An 18,394-nucleotide genomic window follows, 5' to 3' on the forward strand; every position below is an offset into this window, starting at 1 on the left:
AGTTCAGAACCACTGGTTCTCGACCTCCTGCGACACCGACAGCACGGTGTCGCAGGAGGGGCAGCGCGCCTCCCCGAAGACATAGGTCAGGGCCCGGGCCACCTCCGCCTGACCATGGGCGACCGCCTCGCCGTGCAGTCGCGCCCCGATGCCCGACAGCCGCTCCGGTACCGCCGGTGTCAACTCCCCCCGTGATGCGGTGTCCTCGCCGCTCGCCCCGGGTACGTAGTCCCCGACGGACACGAACGTCCCGTAGCCGCCGAAGGCGATGTACAGGCTCTCCTCGCACTCCGGGCACTCGAACTCGTACTCCTCGCTGTTCACCCCCGCCAGGGCCTCGGACCAGATGCCGGCGCCCTCGAAGGACAGGACGGACTGGAGGAGGTTCACGAAGAGCGGCGCGGTCTGATCCGGCTCGGCCAGCAACGCGCGGGCGGTGCCGAGGAGTTCGTCGATCTCCCGCGCGTAGCGCTCACGGCGCGGGTCGTCCATGTCGTCGGCGATCACCCCGGCCATGACCACCGCCTGGAGCGGGCCGCCGGCGCGTCGCCCCGCGCGATCTCCGTGAGCTGCGGCAACGCGGCCCAGCTGGCGTCGTACACCGAGCCCTGATGGCACAGCGAGGACCACAACGCGGTCCACACGTCGTCGTCCTCCGTGCCGCCGAGGCGCGCGAAGAGGCCGGGTATGTCCTCGGCCGAGCCGTAGGCGTGGGTCAGCTCGTGCCAGTCGATCGTCGTCATGAAAGCGATTGTGCAAGGGGGCACTGACATCGGCGGGATCAGTCGCCGACAGTGGCGTGCCACCCGTCATTTGAAGGCCACTTGAGCCTCACAGTCAACCTTCAGGTGATTCCTGTTTCTTTTATTGACAGCGGAAATTAAGAGCCTTAGGTTCCGGCCATGCGCTCCGCCCCGCCAGCCGAAACGTTTCCGGCCCACACGCCGGCCGCTTCGCAGATCTTCACCACGGTCCTGTCCCACGGCCCCCTGACCCGGCTCGATGCCGCGCGCCGGGCGGGGCTGTCGGCGGCGGCCGTGACCAAGGCGGTGCGTCCGTTGCTGGAGGCCGGCTACCTGGTGGAGACCCCGGACCAGGAGGCACGGCCGGCGCTCGGGCGGCCCGCGAGCCTCGTGCGGGTGGACGGCGGACGGGCCCTGTTCATCGGAGTCAAGATCACCGCGGGTGAGCTGATCGGTGTGCTCACCGACCTGCGCTGCCGCATCCGCGTCGCCCGGCACGTCCCGGTCCAGGACCCGGCGACCGAGGCCGTGCTCACCTCGCTGGCCGAAATGGTGCGCGAACTGCTCGTCGAGGCGGACGAGTTGGGCGCCCCCGTCCTCGGCCTCGGAGTCGCGATCTCCGGCGACGTGGACCGCGCCCAGGGCGTCGTCCGCTACTCGCCCTTCCTCGACTGGCGGGACGTCCCCCTCGCCGAACTGGCCGCCCTGACCACCGGACTGCCGGTCACCGTGGACAACGATGTCCGTGCCCTGACCGTCGCCGAGCAGTGGTTCGGCGCCGGGGCCGGACTGTCCGACTTCGCCCTGGTGACCGTGGGCGCGGGCATCGGCTGCGGGATCGTGGTGCACGGCCGGGTGATCTCCGGCGCGTACGGCGTGGCCGGCGAGATCGGCCATGTGACCGTCGACCCGGCCGGACCGCCCTGCCACTGCGGCAACCGCGGCTGCGTCGAGGCGATCGCGGGGGACGCCGCGATCATCCGGCGGATCCGCGAGACCACGGGCCTCGATGTCGCCGACACCGCCGCGGCCGCGGCGCTGGCCCACCAGGGCGACGAGGGGGCCCGTGAGGCGTTCGCCAGGGCGGGGGAGGCGATCGGCCGGGGCATCGCCACCGTGGCCAACCTCCTCGGCCCCGAACGCGTGATCATCTCCGGCGAGGGACTCGCCGCCTACGACCTGTTCGCCACGCAGATCCGCGAGGCGTTCACCGCCGCAGCGTTCGGCTCCGCCGCACAGTGCGACGTACAGACCCGCCCGCTCCCGTTCGAGGAGTGGGCACGAGGGGCAGCCGCCACCGCGATCCAGTCCTTCATCACCCCGCACGACCCCCGACAGAGCCGCTGATCCACCATCACCCTGGAGGTACGACCCATGCGGTCATCCTCGTACTCCTTCCTGCCCGCACGCGTCCTGAGAGCCGCGGTGGTCCTGGCCGTGGCCGCAGGAGCCGTCTCCGCCGCGCCCTCGGTCAGTGCCGAGACCACCGCGCCCGCGGCTCCGGCCGCGACCACCGCGACGTCTCTCGCCGCCAAGCCCTACATGGGCTGGACGAGTTGGAGCATGCAGTCGTCGAAGTACCCGGGTCTCAACCCGGACGGCGACTACAGCTACCTCACCGAGGCGAACGTCACCAAGCAGACCGACGCCATGGCGAGCAAGCTGAAGAAGTTCGGCTACGAGTACATCAACATCGACGCCGGCTGGTGGATGGACAAGACCTGGAAGTCCGGATACGACCAGTACGGACGCCAGAAGGCCGACCCGGTCCGCTTCCCCAGCGGCATGAAGGCCGTCGCCGACCGCATCCACTCCAAGGGCCTCAAGGCCGGCATCTACCTGCCCGCCGGCCTGGAGAAGGGCGCCTACGGCGACGGAAAGACGCCGATCTGGAACGCCGACGGCTGCACCACCGGCGACATCGTCTACAGCGACCTGCGCACCACCAACGGCTGGGACAGCGCGTACAAGATCGACTTCTCCAAGCCCTGCGCCCAGAAGTACATAGACTCCCAGGCGCAGTTGATCGCCGGCTGGGGCTACGACTTCCTCAAGCTCGACGGCGTCGGCCCCGGCTCCGGCAAGAGCGGTGACCAGTACAACAACGTCGCCGACGTGGCCGCCTGGAACAAGGCGATCGCCGACACCGGCCGCCCCATCCACCTCGAACTGTCCTGGTCCCTGGACATCGGGCACGCCGCCGACTGGAAGAAGAACTCCCAGGGCTGGCGCATCGACACGGACGTCGAGTGCTACTGCAACACCCTCGTCACCTGGGAGAACTCCGTCGACGACCGCTGGGACGACGCTCCCGGCTGGACCGACAAGGCGGGCCCCGGCGGCTGGAACGACCTCGACGCCCTGGACGTCGGCAACGGCGAGATGGACGGCCTGACCAAGGCCGAGCGACAGAGCTACGCCACCCTGTGGACCATCGCCAAGTCCCCGATCTACACCGGCGACGACCTCACCAAGCTCGACTCCTACGGTCTGTCCCTGCTGACCAACAAGGAAGTCATCGCCCTCAACCAGGGCAGCACCCCGCCGGCCCGCCCGATCACCCCGTCCGACCCGCAGCAGGTGTGGGCCGCGAAGAACGCCGACGGCAGCTACACCGTCGCGCTGTTCAACCTCGCCGACAAGCCCGCGTCCGTCTCCGCGAACTGGGCCTCCCTCGGCTTCACCGGCAAGGCCGCCGTCCGTGACCTGTGGAACCACGAGAACCTCGGCAGCTACAAGGACAAGGTCACCCAGGCCCTGCCCGCCCACGGCTCCCGCCTGTTCACCGTCACCCCGAACGGCAGCACGCTCGCCTACACCGGCTACGAGGCCGAGGCCGCCGCGAACACCCTGTCCGGCAACGCCGTCGTCGCCGACTGCTCCGCCTGCTCCGGTGGCAAGAAGGTCGGCAACCTCTACGTCGGCGGCAAGCTCACGGTCAACAACGTCGTCGTCGCCAAGGCCGGCACCTACCAGGTGAAGGTCGCCTACGTCAGCGGTGACGCCCGCTCGGTCAAGGTCTCCGCCAACGCCGGCGGTGCCGTCAGCCACAAGTTCCCGTCGACCGGTGACTGGGGAACCGTCGGGACGGTCTACGTGCCGGTGACCCTCAAGGCCGGCTCCAACACGATCGTCTTCGACAGCGGCGACAGCTACGCGCCGGACATCGACCGCATCGACGTCCCCAAGTCGTCCTGACCGAGCCACCAGGAGCCGCAATGAACCCCGAACCCTCCCACCTGCTGCCCAGACGCGACCTGCTCGCCATCGCCGCCGCGACCGGCGCCCTGGCCGCCCTCCCCACCTTCACCGCCTCGGCCGCGCCGCAGCGGCCCGAGGCCTCGGCCGACGACAACTCGGCCTACGGCGCGAGCGGTTCGCTCAACACGCTGTGGTGGCAGGCCCCCGCCGGCGACACCTCGATGATCGAGCAGGGTCTGCCGGTCGGCAACGGCCGCCTCGGCGCCCTCGCGAGCAACGACCCGGGCCGTGAACTCCTTCTCGTCACCGACGCCACGATGTGGACCGGCGGCCTGAACGACACGCTCGACTCCGACGGCCAGTTCCCTTACGGCCGTGCGGACTTCGGGTCCCTGACCCTGCTCGCCCGGCTCACCGTCGACATCCCCGACCACGACCTGGACGCCGTCTCCGGCTACCGCCGCACCCTCGACCTCGACCGGGGCGTGGTGGGCGCCTCCTACGTCCGCTCGGGCGTGACGTACCAGCGGGAGATCTTCTCCAGCCGTCCGGACGACGCGATCGTCCTCCACTTCAGCCAGAACGGCGGCGGTCGCTACACCGGCACGGTCACGCTGGAGGGGACGCACGGCGAGGCCGCGGCGACCTCCTTCGGCGGCAAGTTCGCCAACGGCCTGAAGTACGGCGCCGCCGTCACCGCCTACGGCAGCGGCGGCCGGGTCACCGTGACCGGGTCCCACGTCGAGTTCTCCGGGTGCAAGGACCTGACCGTCGTGGTCAGCGGCGGCAGCAACTACGCGCCGGACTCCGCGCACGGCTACCGCGACCCCAAGGTCGACCCGCAGAAGCTCGCCCGCACCAAGGTCAACGCCGCCGCCAAGCACTCGGCCGACACCCTGCTGCGCACCCATGTCGCCGACTACCGCGCGGTGTTCGGGAAGTTCGCCATCTCGCTCGGCACCTCGACCGCCGACCAGCGCGCGCTCGACACCTGGGAGCGGATCCAGCAGCGCTTCACGAGCGACGAGCCCGACCCCGAACTCGAAGCCGCCTACGTGCAGTTCGGCCGCTACCTCATGGTCGCCGGTTCGCGCGGCAGTCTGCCGATGGGCCTCCAGGGCCTGTGGCTGGACGGCAACGACCCGGACTGGATGGGCGACTACCACACCGACATCAACATCCAGATGAACTACTGGATGGCCGACCGCGCGGGCCTGTCCTCGTGCTTCGACGCGTTCACCGACTACTGCGTCGCCCAGCTGCCCGACTGGACCGACCTGACCCGCCGGCTCTTCAACGACCCGCGCAACCGCTACCGCAACTCCAGTGGCAAGAACGCCGGTTGGACCGTGGCCATCTCTACCAACCCCTACGGCGGAGGCGGTTGGTGGTGGCACCCGGCGGGCAACGCCTGGCTGTGCACCACCCTCTACGAGCACTACGAGTTCACCGGCTCGCGCTCCCACCTGGAGAAGATCTACCCGCTCCTCAAGGGCGCCTGCGAGTTCTGGGAGGCGCGGCTGCTGACCACGACCCTGCCCGGCAGCTCGAAGGAGGTGCTGATCGCCGACAGCGACTGGTCCCCCGAGCAGGGTCCGCTCGACGCCAAGGGGATCACCTACGCCCAGGAACTGGTGTGGGCGCTGTTCGGCAACTACGCCGCCGCGTCGGCGGAGTTGAAGCGAGACAGCGGTTACGCGGGTAAGATCTCGGCCCTGCGCAGGAAGCTGTACCTGCCCGTGGTGAGCCCGAAGACGGGCTGGCTGGAGGAGTGGATGTCCCCGGACAACCTCGGTGAGACCACCCACCGCCACCTCTCCCCGCTCGTCGGTCTCTTCCCCGGCGACCGCATCCGCCCCGACGGCTCCACCCCCAAGGACATCGTCGACGGCGCCACCGCCCTGCTCACCGCGCGCGGCATGAACAGCTTCGGCTGGGCCAACGCCTGGCGCAGCCTGTGCTGGGCACGCCTGAAGAACGCCGACAAGGCCTACCAGCTGGTCGTCAACAACCTCCGCCCGTCGGAGAACGGCACCAACGGAACCGCGTTCAACCTCTTCGACATCTACGAGGTGGAACAGGGCCGCGGCATCTTCCAGATCGAGGCCAACTTCGGCACCCCGTCCGCCGTGACCGAGATGCTCCTGTACTCCCGGCCGGGCCATCTGGAGCTGCTGCCGGCCCTGCCGGACGCGTGGGCCGAGTCCGGCTCGATCACCGGAGCCGGCGCCCGCGGCGGTTTCGTCGTGGACCTGCGCTGGAAGAACGGCAAGCCCACCGAGGCGAAGATCCGCAGTGTCGGCGGCCGCACGACGACCGTCGCCTACGGCGGCAAGACCCGCACGGTGACCGTCAAGCCGGGAGGATCCGTGACACTGAAGGACTTCGCGCGGTGATCGCCCGCACCGCGAGAGCCGGCCGGCTCGCCGCGCTCCTGCTGCTGGCCGGCGCCGTCCAGGCGGTGCCGGTGCAGCAGGCGTCCGCCGACCAGCCCGCGTTCTCCGCCGTGGGCGCTCCGGCCGACCGGCGGGACGTCGTCACCTGGGGCGCCAGCGCCGACCGGCTGGGCGACGGTGTCGCCGACCGGGCCTACCGGCTCGTCGTGCACACCAGCGTCGGGGGCAACGGCGCGCGGATCCGGCTCTCCAACGCCTTCGGGGACCGGCCGCTCACCTTCGACAGCGTCTACGCCGGCACCCAGAAGACCGGCGCCGAACTGGTCGCCGGCAGCAACCGGCCGGTGACCTTCGAGGGCGCGCGCTCGGTGACGGTCCCGGCCGGGGCCGTCGTCCTCAGCGACCCGCTGTCCGGCCGGCTCCCCGCCGCGACGAACCTCGTCGTCAGCATCCACAGCCCGGACGCGGCAGGGCCCGCGACCGGGCACGGGATGGCCATGCAGAACTCCTACGTCACCACCGGCGACCACACAGCGGAGTTGGGCGCCGCCAACTGGACGGTGACGACGGGCTCCTGGTACTACCTCGACTCCGTCTCCGTGCGACCGTCCAAGGGAACCTCGGCCGTCGTCACGCTCGGCGACTCCATCACCGACGGCTGGCAGTCCACCACCGACCTCAACCGCCGGTGGCCGGACTACCTGGCCAGGCGCCTGCAGAAGGCGGGCAGCGACATCCAAGGTGTCGCCAACGAGGGCATCTCCGGCAACAAGGTGCTCGCGGACGGCGCCGGGCAGAGCGCCCTGAACCGGCTGGAGCGCGATGTCCTGTCCCAGCCGGGCGTCCGCACGGTGTTCCTCTTCGAGGGCGTCAACGACATCAAGGCCCACTCGGGCGTCACTGCCCAGGACATGATCGCCGGCTACCAGGAGATCGCACGGCGGGCGCACGCCGCCGGGAAGTGCGTCGTCGGCGCGACGGTCGCCCCCTTCAAGGGCTGGCCGGAATGGGACCAGGCCGCGGAGGCGGTCCGTCAGGAGGTCAACGCCTACATCCGCGACAACTCCGACTTCGACAGTTACGTCGACTTCGACCACATCCTGCGCAGTCCCTACGACCAGGAGCGGATGCTGCCGTTCCTCGACGGCGGCGACCACATCCACCCCAACGACAAGGGGATGGCGGCGATGGCCGACGCGGTCGACCTCAAGGCGCTGGGCTGTTGATGAGGCCTTCGCGATAGGCGATCGCCACTGCCTCGGTGCGGCTCGCGGCGCTCAGTTTGGCGAGGATGTTGGACACGTGCACGCTGGCGGTCTTGCCGGTGATGAACAACTCCTCGCCGATCTGGCGGTTGCTGCGGCCGCGGGCGAGGAGCCGCAGGACGTCCTGCTCGCGGGCGGTCAGCGGTGAGGTGCGGCCGCGGTCGGCCGGGGTCTCCCCGAGCCGGCCGCGCCGGACCAGGGCGTCGATCCGCTCCAACAGGGGCCGCGCGCCCAGCCGTTCGGCCACCTCTCTCGCCTCGCGGGCCTGCACGGCCGCCTCGTCCCGTCGGTCGGCCGCGAGTAGCGCCTCGGCGAACCGCGCCTGACAGCGCGCCCGTTCGTACACGTCACCGAAGTCGAACGCGGTGACCGCCTTCTCCCACGCGTCCGCGTCCGGTCCGGACACCGCCCGCGTCCACTCCGCCTCGGCACGGGCCAGCCACGCCAGGCCCTCGGGACCCTGCGGGGAGCCGTCCTCGCTGCGCAGGGCCATCGTGCGGGCCAGCTCGACCAGTTCGTCCGCGGTCTCCTTCCACCGCTGCGAGGTGTCACCGGAGGACCGCAGCTCCACCGCCGCGTCGGCGACCGCGGTCAGTGCGAGGGTGGCGAACCGGACCGTGGCGTCGGGCAGGTTGCCCGCGCCGTCGCTGAGCGCGGCGACCGTCACCCGCATCCGCTCCACGGCCCCCTCCGCGTCGCCGCGCAGCACGGCGGCCTCGGTCAGCGCGACGCCCGCGACCAGCGTGGCCATCCAGTCGAAGTGCCCCTCCAATAGCGCCTGGGCACGATCGGCGGCACTCAGGTCACCTCGGGCCAGCGCCACGTACAGCGCGGGTCCGCCCGCGTACCCGCCGGCCATCGGCAGCACTTCGGCGTCCGCCTTCGCGGCCCGGGCGCACTCGTCCCAGTGCCCCAGCGTGTACAGCACGAGCAGATGCAGATACCGCATCTCCAGCGGATACGGCGACGACAGCAACCCCGCCCGCCGGGCCCGGTCCAGGCCCTCGGTCACCCAGGGCAGCGAGCCCTCCAGATCACCGGACTCGAAGGAGCCCACGGCGAGATTGAACAGGGCGCGCATCTCCACCGGCATGTTCCCCGCGCGCCGCGCCAGCTCGCGGGCCTCCTTGAGCCGCTTCCGGCCCTCCGGGGTACGCCGGCCACCGCCCTCCAGGACGGCCAGCGAGACGAGGAGGTCGGCCTGCGCGTCCGGCACCTGCAACTCCTCGGCCACGCTGAGGGCTTGGCGGGCTACCTTCAGCGCCGTCTCGTTCTCCCCGACCTGCCGGGCCGTCATCACATGCGTGGCCGCCGCCCACACCCAGGTCCGGGTCGGCGGATCGGCGGGGATCATGGCGAGCGCCTCGCTGCTGTAGCCGAACGCGGCCGTCAGGCTGTCGACGCCCAGCAGGTTGCCGGCCAGCGTGTACCGCACCCGGGCGGCGAGTTCGGCTTCCGCGTCCTGGCCGATGCCCGCGAGCGCGGACCGGGTGAGGGACACCGCGCGGTGCGCCTGCCCGGCGTGCGCGGCCGCCGCCGAGGCCCGCAGCGTGAGCGTGACCCGGTCGACGCCGTCGCCCGCGGGTCGGGCCGTGGGATCCACCACCGCCCACAGGTCGAGGGCGGTTTCGAGATGCCGTAGCACCTCCGCGGGCGCGCCCACCCGCTGGGCGTGGTCGGCGGCCTCCAGCGAGGCGGCCAGCGCCTCCGCCAGGTCGTGGCTCTCGCGGTAGTGATGGGCGCGCTCCGCCGCGCTCTCGGCGGGGTGGCCCCGGCCGGCCAGCAGCCGGGCGAACGCGCCGTGCAGCCGCGACCGTTCGCCCGGCAGCAGATCGGCGTAGACCGCCTCCCGGGCGAGCGCGTGCCGGAAGGCGTACGTGTCCTCGGCGCCGGAGACCAGGAGCTGACGGCCGATCGCCTCGCGCAGCGCCGACTCCAGCTCGTCCTCCGGGAGCCCGACCGCGTCGCGCAGCAGGTCGTGCTCGACGCGCCGACCGGCGACGGCGGCGGTGCGCAGCACCTGCTGGGCGGTGTCGGAGAGCTGCTCGAAGCGGATGAGGAGGACGTCGGCCAGGCCGCTGGGCACTCCGTCCGCCGCCGTGTCCGTGGCCGCGACCAGCTCCTCCGCGTAGAAGGCGTTGCCCTCGGCACGCTCGACGATCCCGCGGACCGTGGCCTCCGGCAGCGGGCGGTCCTCCAGCGCGTGCACCAGCCGAGCCACCTCGGCGTCGGCCATGGGCCGCAGTTCGAGGCGCTCGACCGCGGGCAGCCGCACCAACTCGGCCAGGAGCGGGCGCAGGGGGTGACGGCGGTGCAGGTCGTCCGCGCGGTACGAAGCGAACACCGCGAGCCGGTGCGTGGGCGTACCGCCCGCCGAGCGTTGCAGGATCCCGCGGCTGAGCAGGAACCGCAGCAGGTCACGGGAGGACTGGTCGGCCCAGTGCAGGTCCTCCAGGACCAGCAGCAGCGGAGCGACGTCCGAGAGGTCGGCGAGCAGCCCCGCCATGCCCTCGAAGAGCTGGAGCCGGCTTCCCACGTCGCGCGCCGCGTCCGTCCCCGCGCCCAGCAGCCGGTCGACCACCGGATGCGCGGTCAGGACGCCCGCGAACCGCTCGTCGGCCGCGAGCACCCCGAGCACCTCGGTGAACGGCAGATAGGGCAGACCCACGTCACCGAGATCGACACAGTGCCCGGTCAGTACCGTCATCCCGGCCCCGGCGGCCCGTACGGCGAGCTCGTCCAGCACACGGGTCTTGCCCACACCGGCGTCCCCGGCGAGCAGCACGGCCTGGGCCTGGCCATCGCGGGCTCGCTCGAGTACGCCGGCGAGTCGGGCGACCTCGTCGTCCCGGCCGATCAGCGGTGTGGTGAATACGGTCTGCGGCACGGGTCCATCCTGGCACGCGCCACTGACAACGCGGCCGGTGAGCAGGGACGACGAGGGTGCGGGGCCCGTTGGGTCAACGCAGCGTCTGCGCCCAGTTCTCCGGCACCCGGCCCGCCGGACCCGGCGTCGGCTGGTCGATCGGATGGCTGACCGGGGGCGCCAGTTCGGGCCCGGACTCGTACAGTTCGGAACTCTCGAAGTCCCAGAACCAGACCTCGCCCGGCTCGAAGCTGCGGATCACCGGATGGCCGGTCTCCCGGTAGTGCGCGGTGGCGTGCTTGGCGGGGGAGTCGTCGCAGCAGCCGATGTGGCCGCACTGCGCGCAGCGCCGCAGATGGAACCACCAGCCGCCGGCCGCGTCGCACTCGACACAGCCGTTGCCGCTCGGCGGGACGCTGGGGTCGATTCTGTTGTCGCTGCTCATGCGGGCTCCTCGGGCGTCTCGTCGTCCGCCGCGGTGAGCGGCAGGAAGACCTGGAAGCGGGTGTCGCCGGGCTCGGACTCGACCTGAAGGGTGCCGTGGTGCTTGTTCACGACGATCCGCCAGGAGATGTCCAGGCCGAGCCCCGTGCCCTCGCCCACCGGCTTGGTGGTGAAGAACGGATCGAAGATACGGCCCTTGATCTCCTGCGGCACACCGGGTCCCGTGTCGCGGAACTCCACCAGCGCCCGGTCGTTCACCAGCGCCGTGCGCACCGTCAACGTGCCTTCCCCGCCCGCGCCGTTGATGGCCTGGACCGCGTTGTCGATCAGGTTGGTCCATACCTGGTTGAGCTCCGCCGGGTACGACGGGATCTTCGGCAGCGAACGGTCGTAGTCCTTGACGACCTTGATCTGCGGGCCGATCTTGCCGGACAGCATCAGCAGCGTGCTGTCCAGGAGTTCGTGCACGTCCGCGTCCTGGTAGGGGGCGCGGTCGAGCTGCGAGTACTGCTTGGCAGCGTTCACCAGGTTCGAGACGCGGGTCGTGGAGTCCTCGATCTCGTCCATCAACAGCTCGGTCTCGACCGTGTAGTTGAGCCAGCCGATCGCCGCGGGCAGGATCTGCTCGTCGACCTCCGAGGCGACCTGGTCCAGCCAGTCGACGTCCAGACCGGCCTGCACGAAGGTCGGCGCGAGCCGCCAGCCGTCCGGGATGCCGTGGTCGTCCAGCCAGTCGCTGACGGTGTCCTCGCGGTCCGAGGCCTCCAGCGGGCTGAGCGTGGGCGCCTTGGCGACCAACTCGGCGGTGCGCTCTTGCACTTCGATGAGTCCGGCCAGGTCCTCGCGCGGATACGGGCCCGCCGAGATGACGCCGAGCTTGTGCCGCATCTTCGCGACCCGCTCCCGCAGGGTCGCGGTGGCGCGGACGGCCGCCGCCGCGGGGTTGTTCAGCTCGTGCGTGAGCCCCGCCGACAACGAGCCCAGCGCCAGCAGCCGTTCACGCTGCCCGATGGCCCGCTGCGCGCTCTTCGAACCGAAGAACAGCCCCTCCAGCAGATGCACCGCCATCGGGAACCATTCCTGCATGATGTTCGAGAACGTCTCCGCGGGCAGCACGAAGAACCGGGTCGGTTCCGTGACGTGCATCGAGTTCTGGTAGACGTGCTGCACCCGGTCGCCGAGGTAGGCCTGCATGGCGCCGGCGTACACCCCGCGCTGCGAGGTGCGGCTGACCTCCACGTCGTCGCCGCCGACCCGGCTGTACAGCACCACCGTGCCCTCGACCATCACGTAGAAGCAGGTGGCCGGATCGCCCTGGGTGTACACGGGCCCCGGCTCGAACAGCTCCACCCGCCCCTCGCTGCACAGCCGACCCAGCTGCTCGGGGGAGAGCTTCTCGAACAGGAACAGCGTTCCTATCTCCTGCGGGCTGCAGGGCACCAGTTTGCCGCTCACGACTGCTCCAGATACCGGTGGACGAGCATGACTGCCATGGCTCCCTCTCCGACGGCGGACGCGACACGCTTGGCGGACTCGGCGCGGGCGTCGCCCGCCACGAACACGCCGGGAACATTGGTCTCCAGGTGGTACGGCGGCCGGTCCAGCTCCCAGTCGGCCGGCGGACGGCCGTCGGCGGTGAGGTCGGGGCCGGACAGGATGAACCCGTGCTCGTCGCGCAGCACCGTGCCGTCCAGCCAGTCGGTCAGCGGGGCAGCGCCGATGAACACGAACATCCACTGCGCGTCGACGAGTTCGGTGTGCCCGGTGTCGACGTCGCGCAGCGTGAGCTGCTCCAGGTGGTCGGTGCCGTGCGCCGACTCGACGACGGTACGCGCGCGTACCGAGATGTTCGGTGCCTCGTTGATCTGCTGGATCAGGTAGTACGACATCGACGCGGACAGGTCCTGCCCGCGCACCAGCAGGGTGACCGACTTGGCGCCCTTGGCCAGGTACATCGCCGCCTGCCCGGCCGAGTTGGCGCCGCCGACGATGTACACGTCGTGGCCCTGGCAGGAGGCCGCCTCGGTCAGCGCCGAGCCGTAGAACACCCCGCACCCGGTCAGGTCGTGGCAGCCCGGAGCCTGCAACTGCCGGTAGGACACGCCGGTCGCCAGGATCACGCTGTGCGCGGCGACCGCCGAGCCGTCCGAGAACCGGACCGTCCGCGCGGCGCCGTTGGCCTCCAGACCCGAGACCTCGCGCGCGGTGAGGATCTCCGCGCCGAACTTGCCCGCCTGCCGACGGGCCCGGTCGGTGAGCTGCGCCCCCGACACGCCGTCCGGGAAGCCCAGATAGTTCTCGATCCGGGAGCTCTGCCCGGCCTGGCCGCCGGTCGCCGACCGCTCCACCAGCACGGTCCGCAGCCCCTCCGAGGCCCCGTACACCGCCGCGCCGAGCCCGGCGGGCCCGCCGCCGATGACGACGAGGTCGTAGAAGTCCGCCGCCGGAGTCGTCGCCAGACCCACCTGCGCGGCCAGCTCGGGCGCCTCCGGCTCGATCAGGGGCGTGCCGTCCGGAGTGATGACCAGCGGCAGCCGCTGCCCGTCCTGCCCGGCCGCCTTCAGCAGCCGCTGCCCCTCGGGCTCGTCGGCGGAGTACCAGCGGTAGGGCACCTGGTTGCGGGCCAGGAACTCCCGCACGTCCGAGGAGCGAGCCGACCAGCGGTGGCCGACCACCTTGGTGCTGGGCACCGGCCGGAAGTCACTGCACCGCCACGACTCCAGCAGGTCGTCCAGGACCGGATAGAGCTTCTCCTCCGGCGGATCCCACGGCTTGAGCAGGTAGTGGTCGAGATCGACGACGTTGATCGCGTCGATCGCCGCGCTCGTGTCCGCGTACGCGGTCAGCAGCACCCGGCGCGCCCCCGGATACACGTCCAGGGCCTGTTCCAGGAACTCGATGCCGTTCATCTGCGGCATGCGGTAGTCGGCCAGGATCACGGCCACGAGATCCCCGCGCAGCTTCAGCTCGCGCAGGGCGTCAAGCGCGGACTCGCCGGACTCCGCGCGCACGATCCGGTACGACTCGCCGTAGCGCCGCCGCAGATCCCTGGCGACGGCTCGGGAGACCCCCGGGTCGTCGTCCACGGTCATGATGACGGTCCGCGCTGCGTCGGACGCCTGTGCCATACGTCTCCACCCCGAGTGGTCGGATCTGCGGCACGGCGAGCCCCGTCGTAGGAACAGTCACCGCACCGGCTCCCGCCCATCGTAAGTTCGATCGTCCCGCTTCGCTCCGGTATACCGACAGGCGGGACGTACTCAGCCCCTGCGCGAGGAGAGCACGCAGAACTCGTTGCCCTCCGGATCCGCCAGCACCACCCACGACTCCTCGCCCTGGCCGACGTCCGCGTGCCGGGCACCGAGCGCCAGGAGACGGGCGACCTCGGCGTCCTGGTCGTCGGGGCGGAAGTCCAGATGGAGCCGGTTCTTGATCGTCTTGCGCTCCGGCACGGTGCCGAAGAGCAGTCCGGGCAGCCGGTCCTTCTCGGGCCGGATCTCGTACTCGCCGGGCTCCTCGCCCACCACGACCCAGCCCAGCGCCTCGGCCCACCAGCGGCCCAGGGCCACGGGGTCGACCGAGTCCACGATCACTTGTTCCCATTCCAGAGCCATCTGGCCAGCGTAGTGAAGACTGGCCCCGACCGACTTGGCCACGACACAGGAGGCATCCCCATGACGCGCCCGATCACCGCAGGCGTCGACGGAACCGAGGAGAGCCTCGCGGCGCTGGCCTGGGCGGCCCGGGAGGCGGTCCGCCGGGGGCTGCCGTTGCGGGTGGTGCAGGCCTGGCGGTTCCAGCCGTACGAGGCGATCGACGCGGCGGACCAGGACACGCAGGCCGGGTGGGTGCGGGACGGGCTGGCCGAGGCCGTGCGGACCGTCACCTCGCGCCACGCCGATCTGGAGGTGAGCACCGACGTCCTGGAGGGGGACCCCGTCGACACCCTGGTCGCCGTGGCGGCGGAGGCCGAGCTACTGGTGCTGGGCTCACGCGGACACGGCCCGGTCGTCGGCTTCCTGCTCGGTTCGGTGGGCCAGCAGGTGATCGCCGAGGCCACCCGCCCGGTGGTTCTGGTGCGGGCCGGGGACGAGGCGCCCGGCGAGGCCGCGGGGCGCGAGATCGTCGTCGGCCAGCAGGGCGACCCGGAGGACAGCGCCGGGACCCTGCGGTTCGCGTTCGAGACCGCCGCCGCGCGCGGGGCCGCGGTACGCGCCGTACGGGCCTGGACGCTGCCGCCGGTGTTCGCCTACAGCCCCGGCTCGATGAAGCTCCTGGACGAGGCCGGCGGCCTGGAGCCGTACGAGAAGAAGGCCCTCGCCGCGGCCCTGGAGCCCTGGCGGGAGCGGTTCCCGGACGTGCCCGTGGTCGAGCACATCGAGATGGGCAGCGCCGGGCAGGTGCTGCTGTCGGTCGCGGCGCGGGCCCAGTTGATGGTGGTGGGCCGCCGTGCCCGCCGTACGGCCGTCGGCGCGCGCATCGGATCGGTGGCGCACGGCGTCCTGCACCACGCGGACTGCCCGGTGGCCGTCGTCCCGCACGCCTGAGCCGGGCCGGGGCGACCGGCACCCAGGGTCCCGGTCACTCAGGGGTGACCGGCACCAGGGTCTCGCGGGCCTTGGGCAGCACGTTCTTGATGTAGTCCTCGACCGCCGTGTCCAGCCCTATGTCGTGCTGCGCCCGCTCGGACAGGTACCAACGGTGTTCGAGCAGTTCGTGGTAGATCTCCGCCGCGTCCATGGAGCCGCGCAGCTCCGGCGGAACCTCCCGCACGGTGGGCCGGAACACGTCCCGGACCCACCGGTGGGCGAGGACCTCGGGGCGCGCGGCGAGGGGGTCGCCCGGGTCGAAGTCGTCCTGGGAGGCCATCCAGCTCTCCAGGTCGCTCAGCAGCCGGCGGGCCTGGTTCTCCTCGGTGTCCAGGCCGGTCAGCCGCAGCAGCTGACGCTGGTGGTGACCGGCGTCGACGACCTTGGGCACGAAGGTGACGGTGTCGCCGTTCGAGGAGTGCTTGATCTGCATTTCCGCCACGTCGAAACCGAGTTCGTTGAGCCGGCGTATTCGGCGTTCTATGAAGTGGTACTTGCCCGCCGGATACACGGAGGTGCGGGTCAGCTCCTCCCACAGCCCCTGGTAGCGGGCGCAGATCTCCATGCCGAACTCGATCGGGTCGACCGAAGGGTGCAGTGCCCCGGAGGCCTCCAGGTCGAGCAGCTCGCCGCTGATGTTCACGCGCGCGAGGTCGAGGTCGTACTCCCGCTGCCCGGAGCTCAGTTGGGTGTGCAGGTCGCCCGTCTCGGCGTCCACGAGGTAAGCGGCGTAGGCGCCCGCGTCGCGCCGGAAGAGCGTGTTGGACAGCGAGCAGTCGCCCCAGGCGAACCCGGCGAGGTGTAGGCGCACCAGCAGCACCGCGAGGGCGTCCATGAGGCGGTGCATGGTGGCCGGACGCATGGTCGTCTCGAACATCGAGCGGTACGGCTGGGAGCCGCGAAGGTGACGGGTGACCAGCACCGACTCCAGCGGGGCGCCCTCGCCGTCGGTGCGGCCGGTGACCACGGCCAGCGGGTCCACGGCGGGGATGGCGAGCCGGTCCAGGTCGCGCAGCAGCTCGTACTCGCGCAGGGCGGGCCGTTCGGCGAGCTCCTTGACGGCGACGACCTCGTCACCTGCGCGCGCGTAGCGCACGACGTGGCGGGAGATGCCGCGGGGGAGCGGGACCAGGTACTCGTCGGGCCACTGCTCCAGGGGCAGCTGCCACGGCAGGGCCAGCAGGAGCGCGGGATGCTCCGGGTTGGTCGCGCTGATCTGCAGTGCCATGGCGCGTGTGTCCTTGCCTCGCGGGTGATCGTCACCTCACCTTAGAGCGCGCGCTCCCGGGCCTGAAGTGCCGTTTCGCCCACCGGTCCGCGGTGCTCCGGACCGTGCCCGGGCAGCAGGAGGTCACCGTCGAGGCCGGCCAGCACGTCCAGCGAGGCGACGGCCCGGGCACGCTCGTGGTGGAACATGTCGGGCAGCAGCTGCGGACCCTGGATACGTGAGGTGGGGTGGCCGGTGACCAGGGCGTCTCCGGAGATCACTACTCCGGCTTCCGGGAGGTGGAAGGCCGCGTGCCCGTCGGTGTGGCCGGGCGTGTAAACCGGCACGGGCCGGCCCGGCAGGTCCAGAGCGCCCGCGGTGGGGAACGGTTCCGGTTCGGCGACGGGGACATGGGCCGTGCCGCCGGACCGCATCGCGTGCAGCGCCCATGGCACGACTCCGGGCCGCCAGCTGTTCTTCAGTACCTGTCCGACGCCCACCTGGTGCAGGAACTCCCGCCGGGCGTGCGGGACTTCGGCCTCGTGCAGGTACACCGGGATGTCGTAGGCCGCGCGCAGGTACTCGGCCGACCCGATGTGGTCGTTGTGCGCGTGCGTGATCAGCACCGCCGTGACCGCCTCCGGCGCGGCGCCCGCCGCCGTGAGGGAGGCCAGCAGCTGCTCCCGGTCCCCGGGGTAGCCGGTGTCGACGAGGGTGACCTGGTCCCCCTCGCTGAGGATCACCCAGTTCGTGTTGGAGCCGTGCACGAGATGCACGCCCTCCGCGACTTGTCGCACGTCCGCCCGCATGATCGCCCCGCGTCCCGATAGCCGTTTCTGCCGGTCACCACCAGCAAAGCAGACCGGAGCGGTCGCGGAACCGTCGGGTCCACGCCATCCCGCGCGCGGGACGCGAGCTGCCTCCGGCACCGTCCGCCGGAGGCAGCCCCGGCCGTGCGTCCGAAGCGGCCGCCTCTCCGCCTCAGCGCACGCCGTGCGGGCGGAACTGCACGCTGATGCGCGGTCCCGCGGCCCGGGTGCTCTTCGGTACGCAGTGCTCCCACGTGCGCTGGCAGGAGCCGCCCATCACGATCAGGTCCCCGTGCCCCAGCGGCCGGCGCACCGACTCGCCGCCGCGCACCGGACGCAGCAGGAGGTCGCGGGGCGCGCCCACGGAGAGGATCGCGACCATGGTGTCCTCGCGCGCACCCCGCCCGATCCGGTCCCCGTGCCAGGCCACGCTGTCCCGCCCGTCGCGGTAGTGGCACAGCCCGGCCGTGGTGAACGGCTCCCGCAGCTCGTCGGCGTAGTGCGCGCTCAGGGCGTCGCGTGCCTCGTCAAGGACCGGGTGCGGGAGGGCGTCGTCCCGTCCGTAGAACGCCAGCAGTCTCGGTACGTCGACGACCTGGTCGTACATCGTGCGGCGCTCCGCGCGCCAGGGCACCTCGGCGGCCAGCTGTTCGAACAGCGTGTCCGATCCGCTCAGCCAGCCGGGCAGCACGTCGATCCAGGCGCCGAGACCCAGCCGCGTCCGACGGATCCCGTCGAGGGAGCCGAGCCGCAACCGGTCCGCCTGGTCGAAGAGGGAGCCCTGGAGGTGCGTGGTCATGGATCCAGCGTACCTCTTAATCGAAAATGTGTTCCCATGTGTTTCCGTCCGCTTCTCGGTCGCCTCCGATGCGGG

The 18,394-nt window shown here is 71.3% G+C and carries 15 protein-coding genes; 5 read left to right on the forward strand and 10 right to left on the reverse strand.

The genetic code is table 11. The features are described from left to right. Window positions 1–3: 3 nt before the first annotated feature. Window positions 4–516, reverse strand: coding sequence for a hypothetical protein (locus tag ACIP6U_RS29425; protein WP_401723760.1), 513 nt, complete (start codon window positions 514–516; stop codon window positions 4–6). After that, on the reverse strand, window positions 504–743 hold the full coding sequence (locus ACIP6U_RS29430; protein ID WP_401723763.1) for a hypothetical protein: 240 nt from the start codon (window positions 741–743) through the stop codon (window positions 504–506). The genes ACIP6U_RS29425 and ACIP6U_RS29430 overlap by 13 nt, the downstream gene beginning before the upstream one ends. Window positions 744–902: 159 nt before the next feature. On the opposite strand from ACIP6U_RS29430, the gene ACIP6U_RS29435 reads away from it, so the two are divergent. Genes ACIP6U_RS29435 through ACIP6U_RS29450 form a run of 4 tightly spaced genes read left to right on the forward strand, consistent with a single transcriptional unit; the run spans window position 903 to window position 7,566 of the window. Beyond that, window positions 903–2,090, forward strand: a complete 1,188-nt coding sequence (locus tag ACIP6U_RS29435) for an ROK family protein (protein ID WP_401723766.1) — start codon at window positions 903–905, stop codon at window positions 2,088–2,090. 27 nt (window positions 2,091–2,117) lie between these two features. Then, window positions 2,118–3,941, forward strand: a complete 1,824-nt coding sequence (locus ACIP6U_RS29440; RefSeq protein WP_401723769.1) for an alpha-galactosidase D — start codon at window positions 2,118–2,120, stop codon at window positions 3,939–3,941. Between the two features lie 20 nt (window positions 3,942–3,961). After that, a complete protein-coding gene (locus tag ACIP6U_RS29445) occupies window positions 3,962–6,340 on the forward strand; it encodes a glycosyl hydrolase family 95 catalytic domain-containing protein (protein WP_401723772.1) in 2,379 nt (792 codons plus the stop codon). After that, window positions 6,337–7,566, forward strand: a complete 1,230-nt coding sequence (locus ACIP6U_RS29450) for an SGNH/GDSL hydrolase family protein (RefSeq protein ID WP_401723775.1) — start codon at window positions 6,337–6,339, stop codon at window positions 7,564–7,566. Before ACIP6U_RS29445 ends, ACIP6U_RS29450 begins: the two co-directional genes overlap by 4 nt. Here the strand turns inward: ACIP6U_RS29450 and ACIP6U_RS29455 are convergent. From ACIP6U_RS29455 to ACIP6U_RS29475, 5 genes are all read right to left on the reverse strand, one after another. Continuing rightward, on the reverse strand, window positions 7,547–10,492 hold the full coding sequence (locus tag ACIP6U_RS29455) for an AAA family ATPase (RefSeq protein ID WP_401723778.1): 2,946 nt from the start codon (window positions 10,490–10,492) through the stop codon (window positions 7,547–7,549). The two genes, ACIP6U_RS29450 and ACIP6U_RS29455, sit on opposite strands and share 20 nt — an antisense overlap. A gap of 73 nt (window positions 10,493–10,565) precedes the next feature. Beyond that, on the reverse strand, window positions 10,566–10,916 hold the full coding sequence (locus ACIP6U_RS29460) for a UBP-type zinc finger domain-containing protein (RefSeq protein ID WP_401723780.1): 351 nt from the start codon (window positions 10,914–10,916) through the stop codon (window positions 10,566–10,568). Then, complete coding sequence (locus ACIP6U_RS29465) at window positions 10,913–12,370, reverse strand: ATP-binding protein (protein ID WP_401723783.1); 1,458 nt, start codon at window positions 12,368–12,370, stop codon at window positions 10,913–10,915. Before ACIP6U_RS29465 ends, ACIP6U_RS29460 begins: the two co-directional genes overlap by 4 nt. Further along, window positions 12,367–14,043, reverse strand: coding sequence for an FAD-dependent oxidoreductase (locus ACIP6U_RS29470; RefSeq protein WP_401723784.1), 1,677 nt, complete (start codon window positions 14,041–14,043; stop codon window positions 12,367–12,369). The genes ACIP6U_RS29465 and ACIP6U_RS29470 overlap by 4 nt, the downstream gene beginning before the upstream one ends. Before the next feature lie 132 nt (window positions 14,044–14,175). Beyond that, entirely contained in the window at window positions 14,176–14,529 is a 354-nt protein-coding gene (locus ACIP6U_RS29475; protein ID WP_401723787.1) for a VOC family protein, read from the reverse strand. Between the two features lie 60 nt (window positions 14,530–14,589). Here ACIP6U_RS29475 and ACIP6U_RS29480 point away from each other — a divergent pair, with 60 nt between their 5' ends. Next, window positions 14,590–15,462: a universal stress protein gene (locus ACIP6U_RS29480; protein ID WP_401723788.1), complete on the forward strand. Its 873-nt coding sequence runs from the start codon at window positions 14,590–14,592 to the stop codon at window positions 15,460–15,462. A 34-nt stretch (window positions 15,463–15,496) separates the two neighbouring features. On the opposite strand, the gene ACIP6U_RS29485 is transcribed toward ACIP6U_RS29480, so the two are convergent. From ACIP6U_RS29485 to ACIP6U_RS29495, 3 genes are all read right to left on the reverse strand, one after another. After that, window positions 15,497–16,732, reverse strand: a complete 1,236-nt coding sequence (locus ACIP6U_RS29485; RefSeq protein ID WP_401723791.1) for a DUF4032 domain-containing protein — start codon at window positions 16,730–16,732, stop codon at window positions 15,497–15,499. A 41-nt stretch (window positions 16,733–16,773) separates the two neighbouring features. Continuing rightward, window positions 16,774–17,520, reverse strand: coding sequence for an MBL fold metallo-hydrolase (locus ACIP6U_RS29490; RefSeq protein WP_401723793.1), 747 nt, complete (start codon window positions 17,518–17,520; stop codon window positions 16,774–16,776). A gap of 172 nt (window positions 17,521–17,692) precedes the next feature. Continuing rightward, on the reverse strand, window positions 17,693–18,319 hold the full coding sequence (locus tag ACIP6U_RS29495) for an alpha-ketoglutarate-dependent dioxygenase AlkB (protein ID WP_401723796.1): 627 nt from the start codon (window positions 18,317–18,319) through the stop codon (window positions 17,693–17,695). Between the last annotated feature and the right edge of the window lie 75 nt (window positions 18,320–18,394).

The sequence above is a fragment of the Streptomyces sp. NPDC088794 genome, assembly GCF_044750545.1.
In the GTDB taxonomy this organism is placed as follows: domain Bacteria; phylum Actinomycetota; class Actinomycetes; order Streptomycetales; family Streptomycetaceae; genus Streptomyces.

Excerpts from the sequence above, each read along its gene's own strand:
- ACIP6U_RS29425 (WP_401723760.1), bottom strand. The coding sequence starts at position 516 with ATGGCCGGGGTGATCGCCGACGACATGGACGACCCGCGCCGTGAGCGC.
- ACIP6U_RS29430 (WP_401723763.1), bottom strand. The coding sequence starts at position 743 with ATGACGACGATCGACTGGCACGAGCTGACCCACGCCTACGGCTCGGCC.
- ACIP6U_RS29435 (WP_401723766.1), top strand. The coding sequence starts at position 903 with ATGCGCTCCGCCCCGCCAGCCGAAACGTTTCCGGCCCACACGCCGGCC.
- ACIP6U_RS29440 (WP_401723769.1), top strand. The coding sequence starts at position 2,118 with ATGCGGTCATCCTCGTACTCCTTCCTGCCCGCACGCGTCCTGAGAGCC.
- ACIP6U_RS29445 (WP_401723772.1), top strand. The coding sequence starts at position 3,962 with ATGAACCCCGAACCCTCCCACCTGCTGCCCAGACGCGACCTGCTCGCC.
- ACIP6U_RS29460 (WP_401723780.1), bottom strand. The coding sequence starts at position 10,916 with ATGAGCAGCGACAACAGAATCGACCCCAGCGTCCCGCCGAGCGGCAAC.
- ACIP6U_RS29470 (WP_401723784.1), bottom strand. The coding sequence starts at position 14,043 with ATGGCACAGGCGTCCGACGCAGCGCGGACCGTCATCATGACCGTGGAC.
- ACIP6U_RS29475 (WP_401723787.1), bottom strand. The coding sequence starts at position 14,529 with ATGGCTCTGGAATGGGAACAAGTGATCGTGGACTCGGTCGACCCCGTG.
- ACIP6U_RS29480 (WP_401723788.1), top strand. The coding sequence starts at position 14,590 with ATGACGCGCCCGATCACCGCAGGCGTCGACGGAACCGAGGAGAGCCTC.
- ACIP6U_RS29485 (WP_401723791.1), bottom strand. The coding sequence starts at position 16,732 with ATGGCACTGCAGATCAGCGCGACCAACCCGGAGCATCCCGCGCTCCTG.
- ACIP6U_RS29490 (WP_401723793.1), bottom strand. The coding sequence starts at position 17,520 with ATGCGGGCGGACGTGCGACAAGTCGCGGAGGGCGTGCATCTCGTGCAC.
- ACIP6U_RS29495 (WP_401723796.1), bottom strand. The coding sequence starts at position 18,319 with ATGACCACGCACCTCCAGGGCTCCCTCTTCGACCAGGCGGACCGGTTG.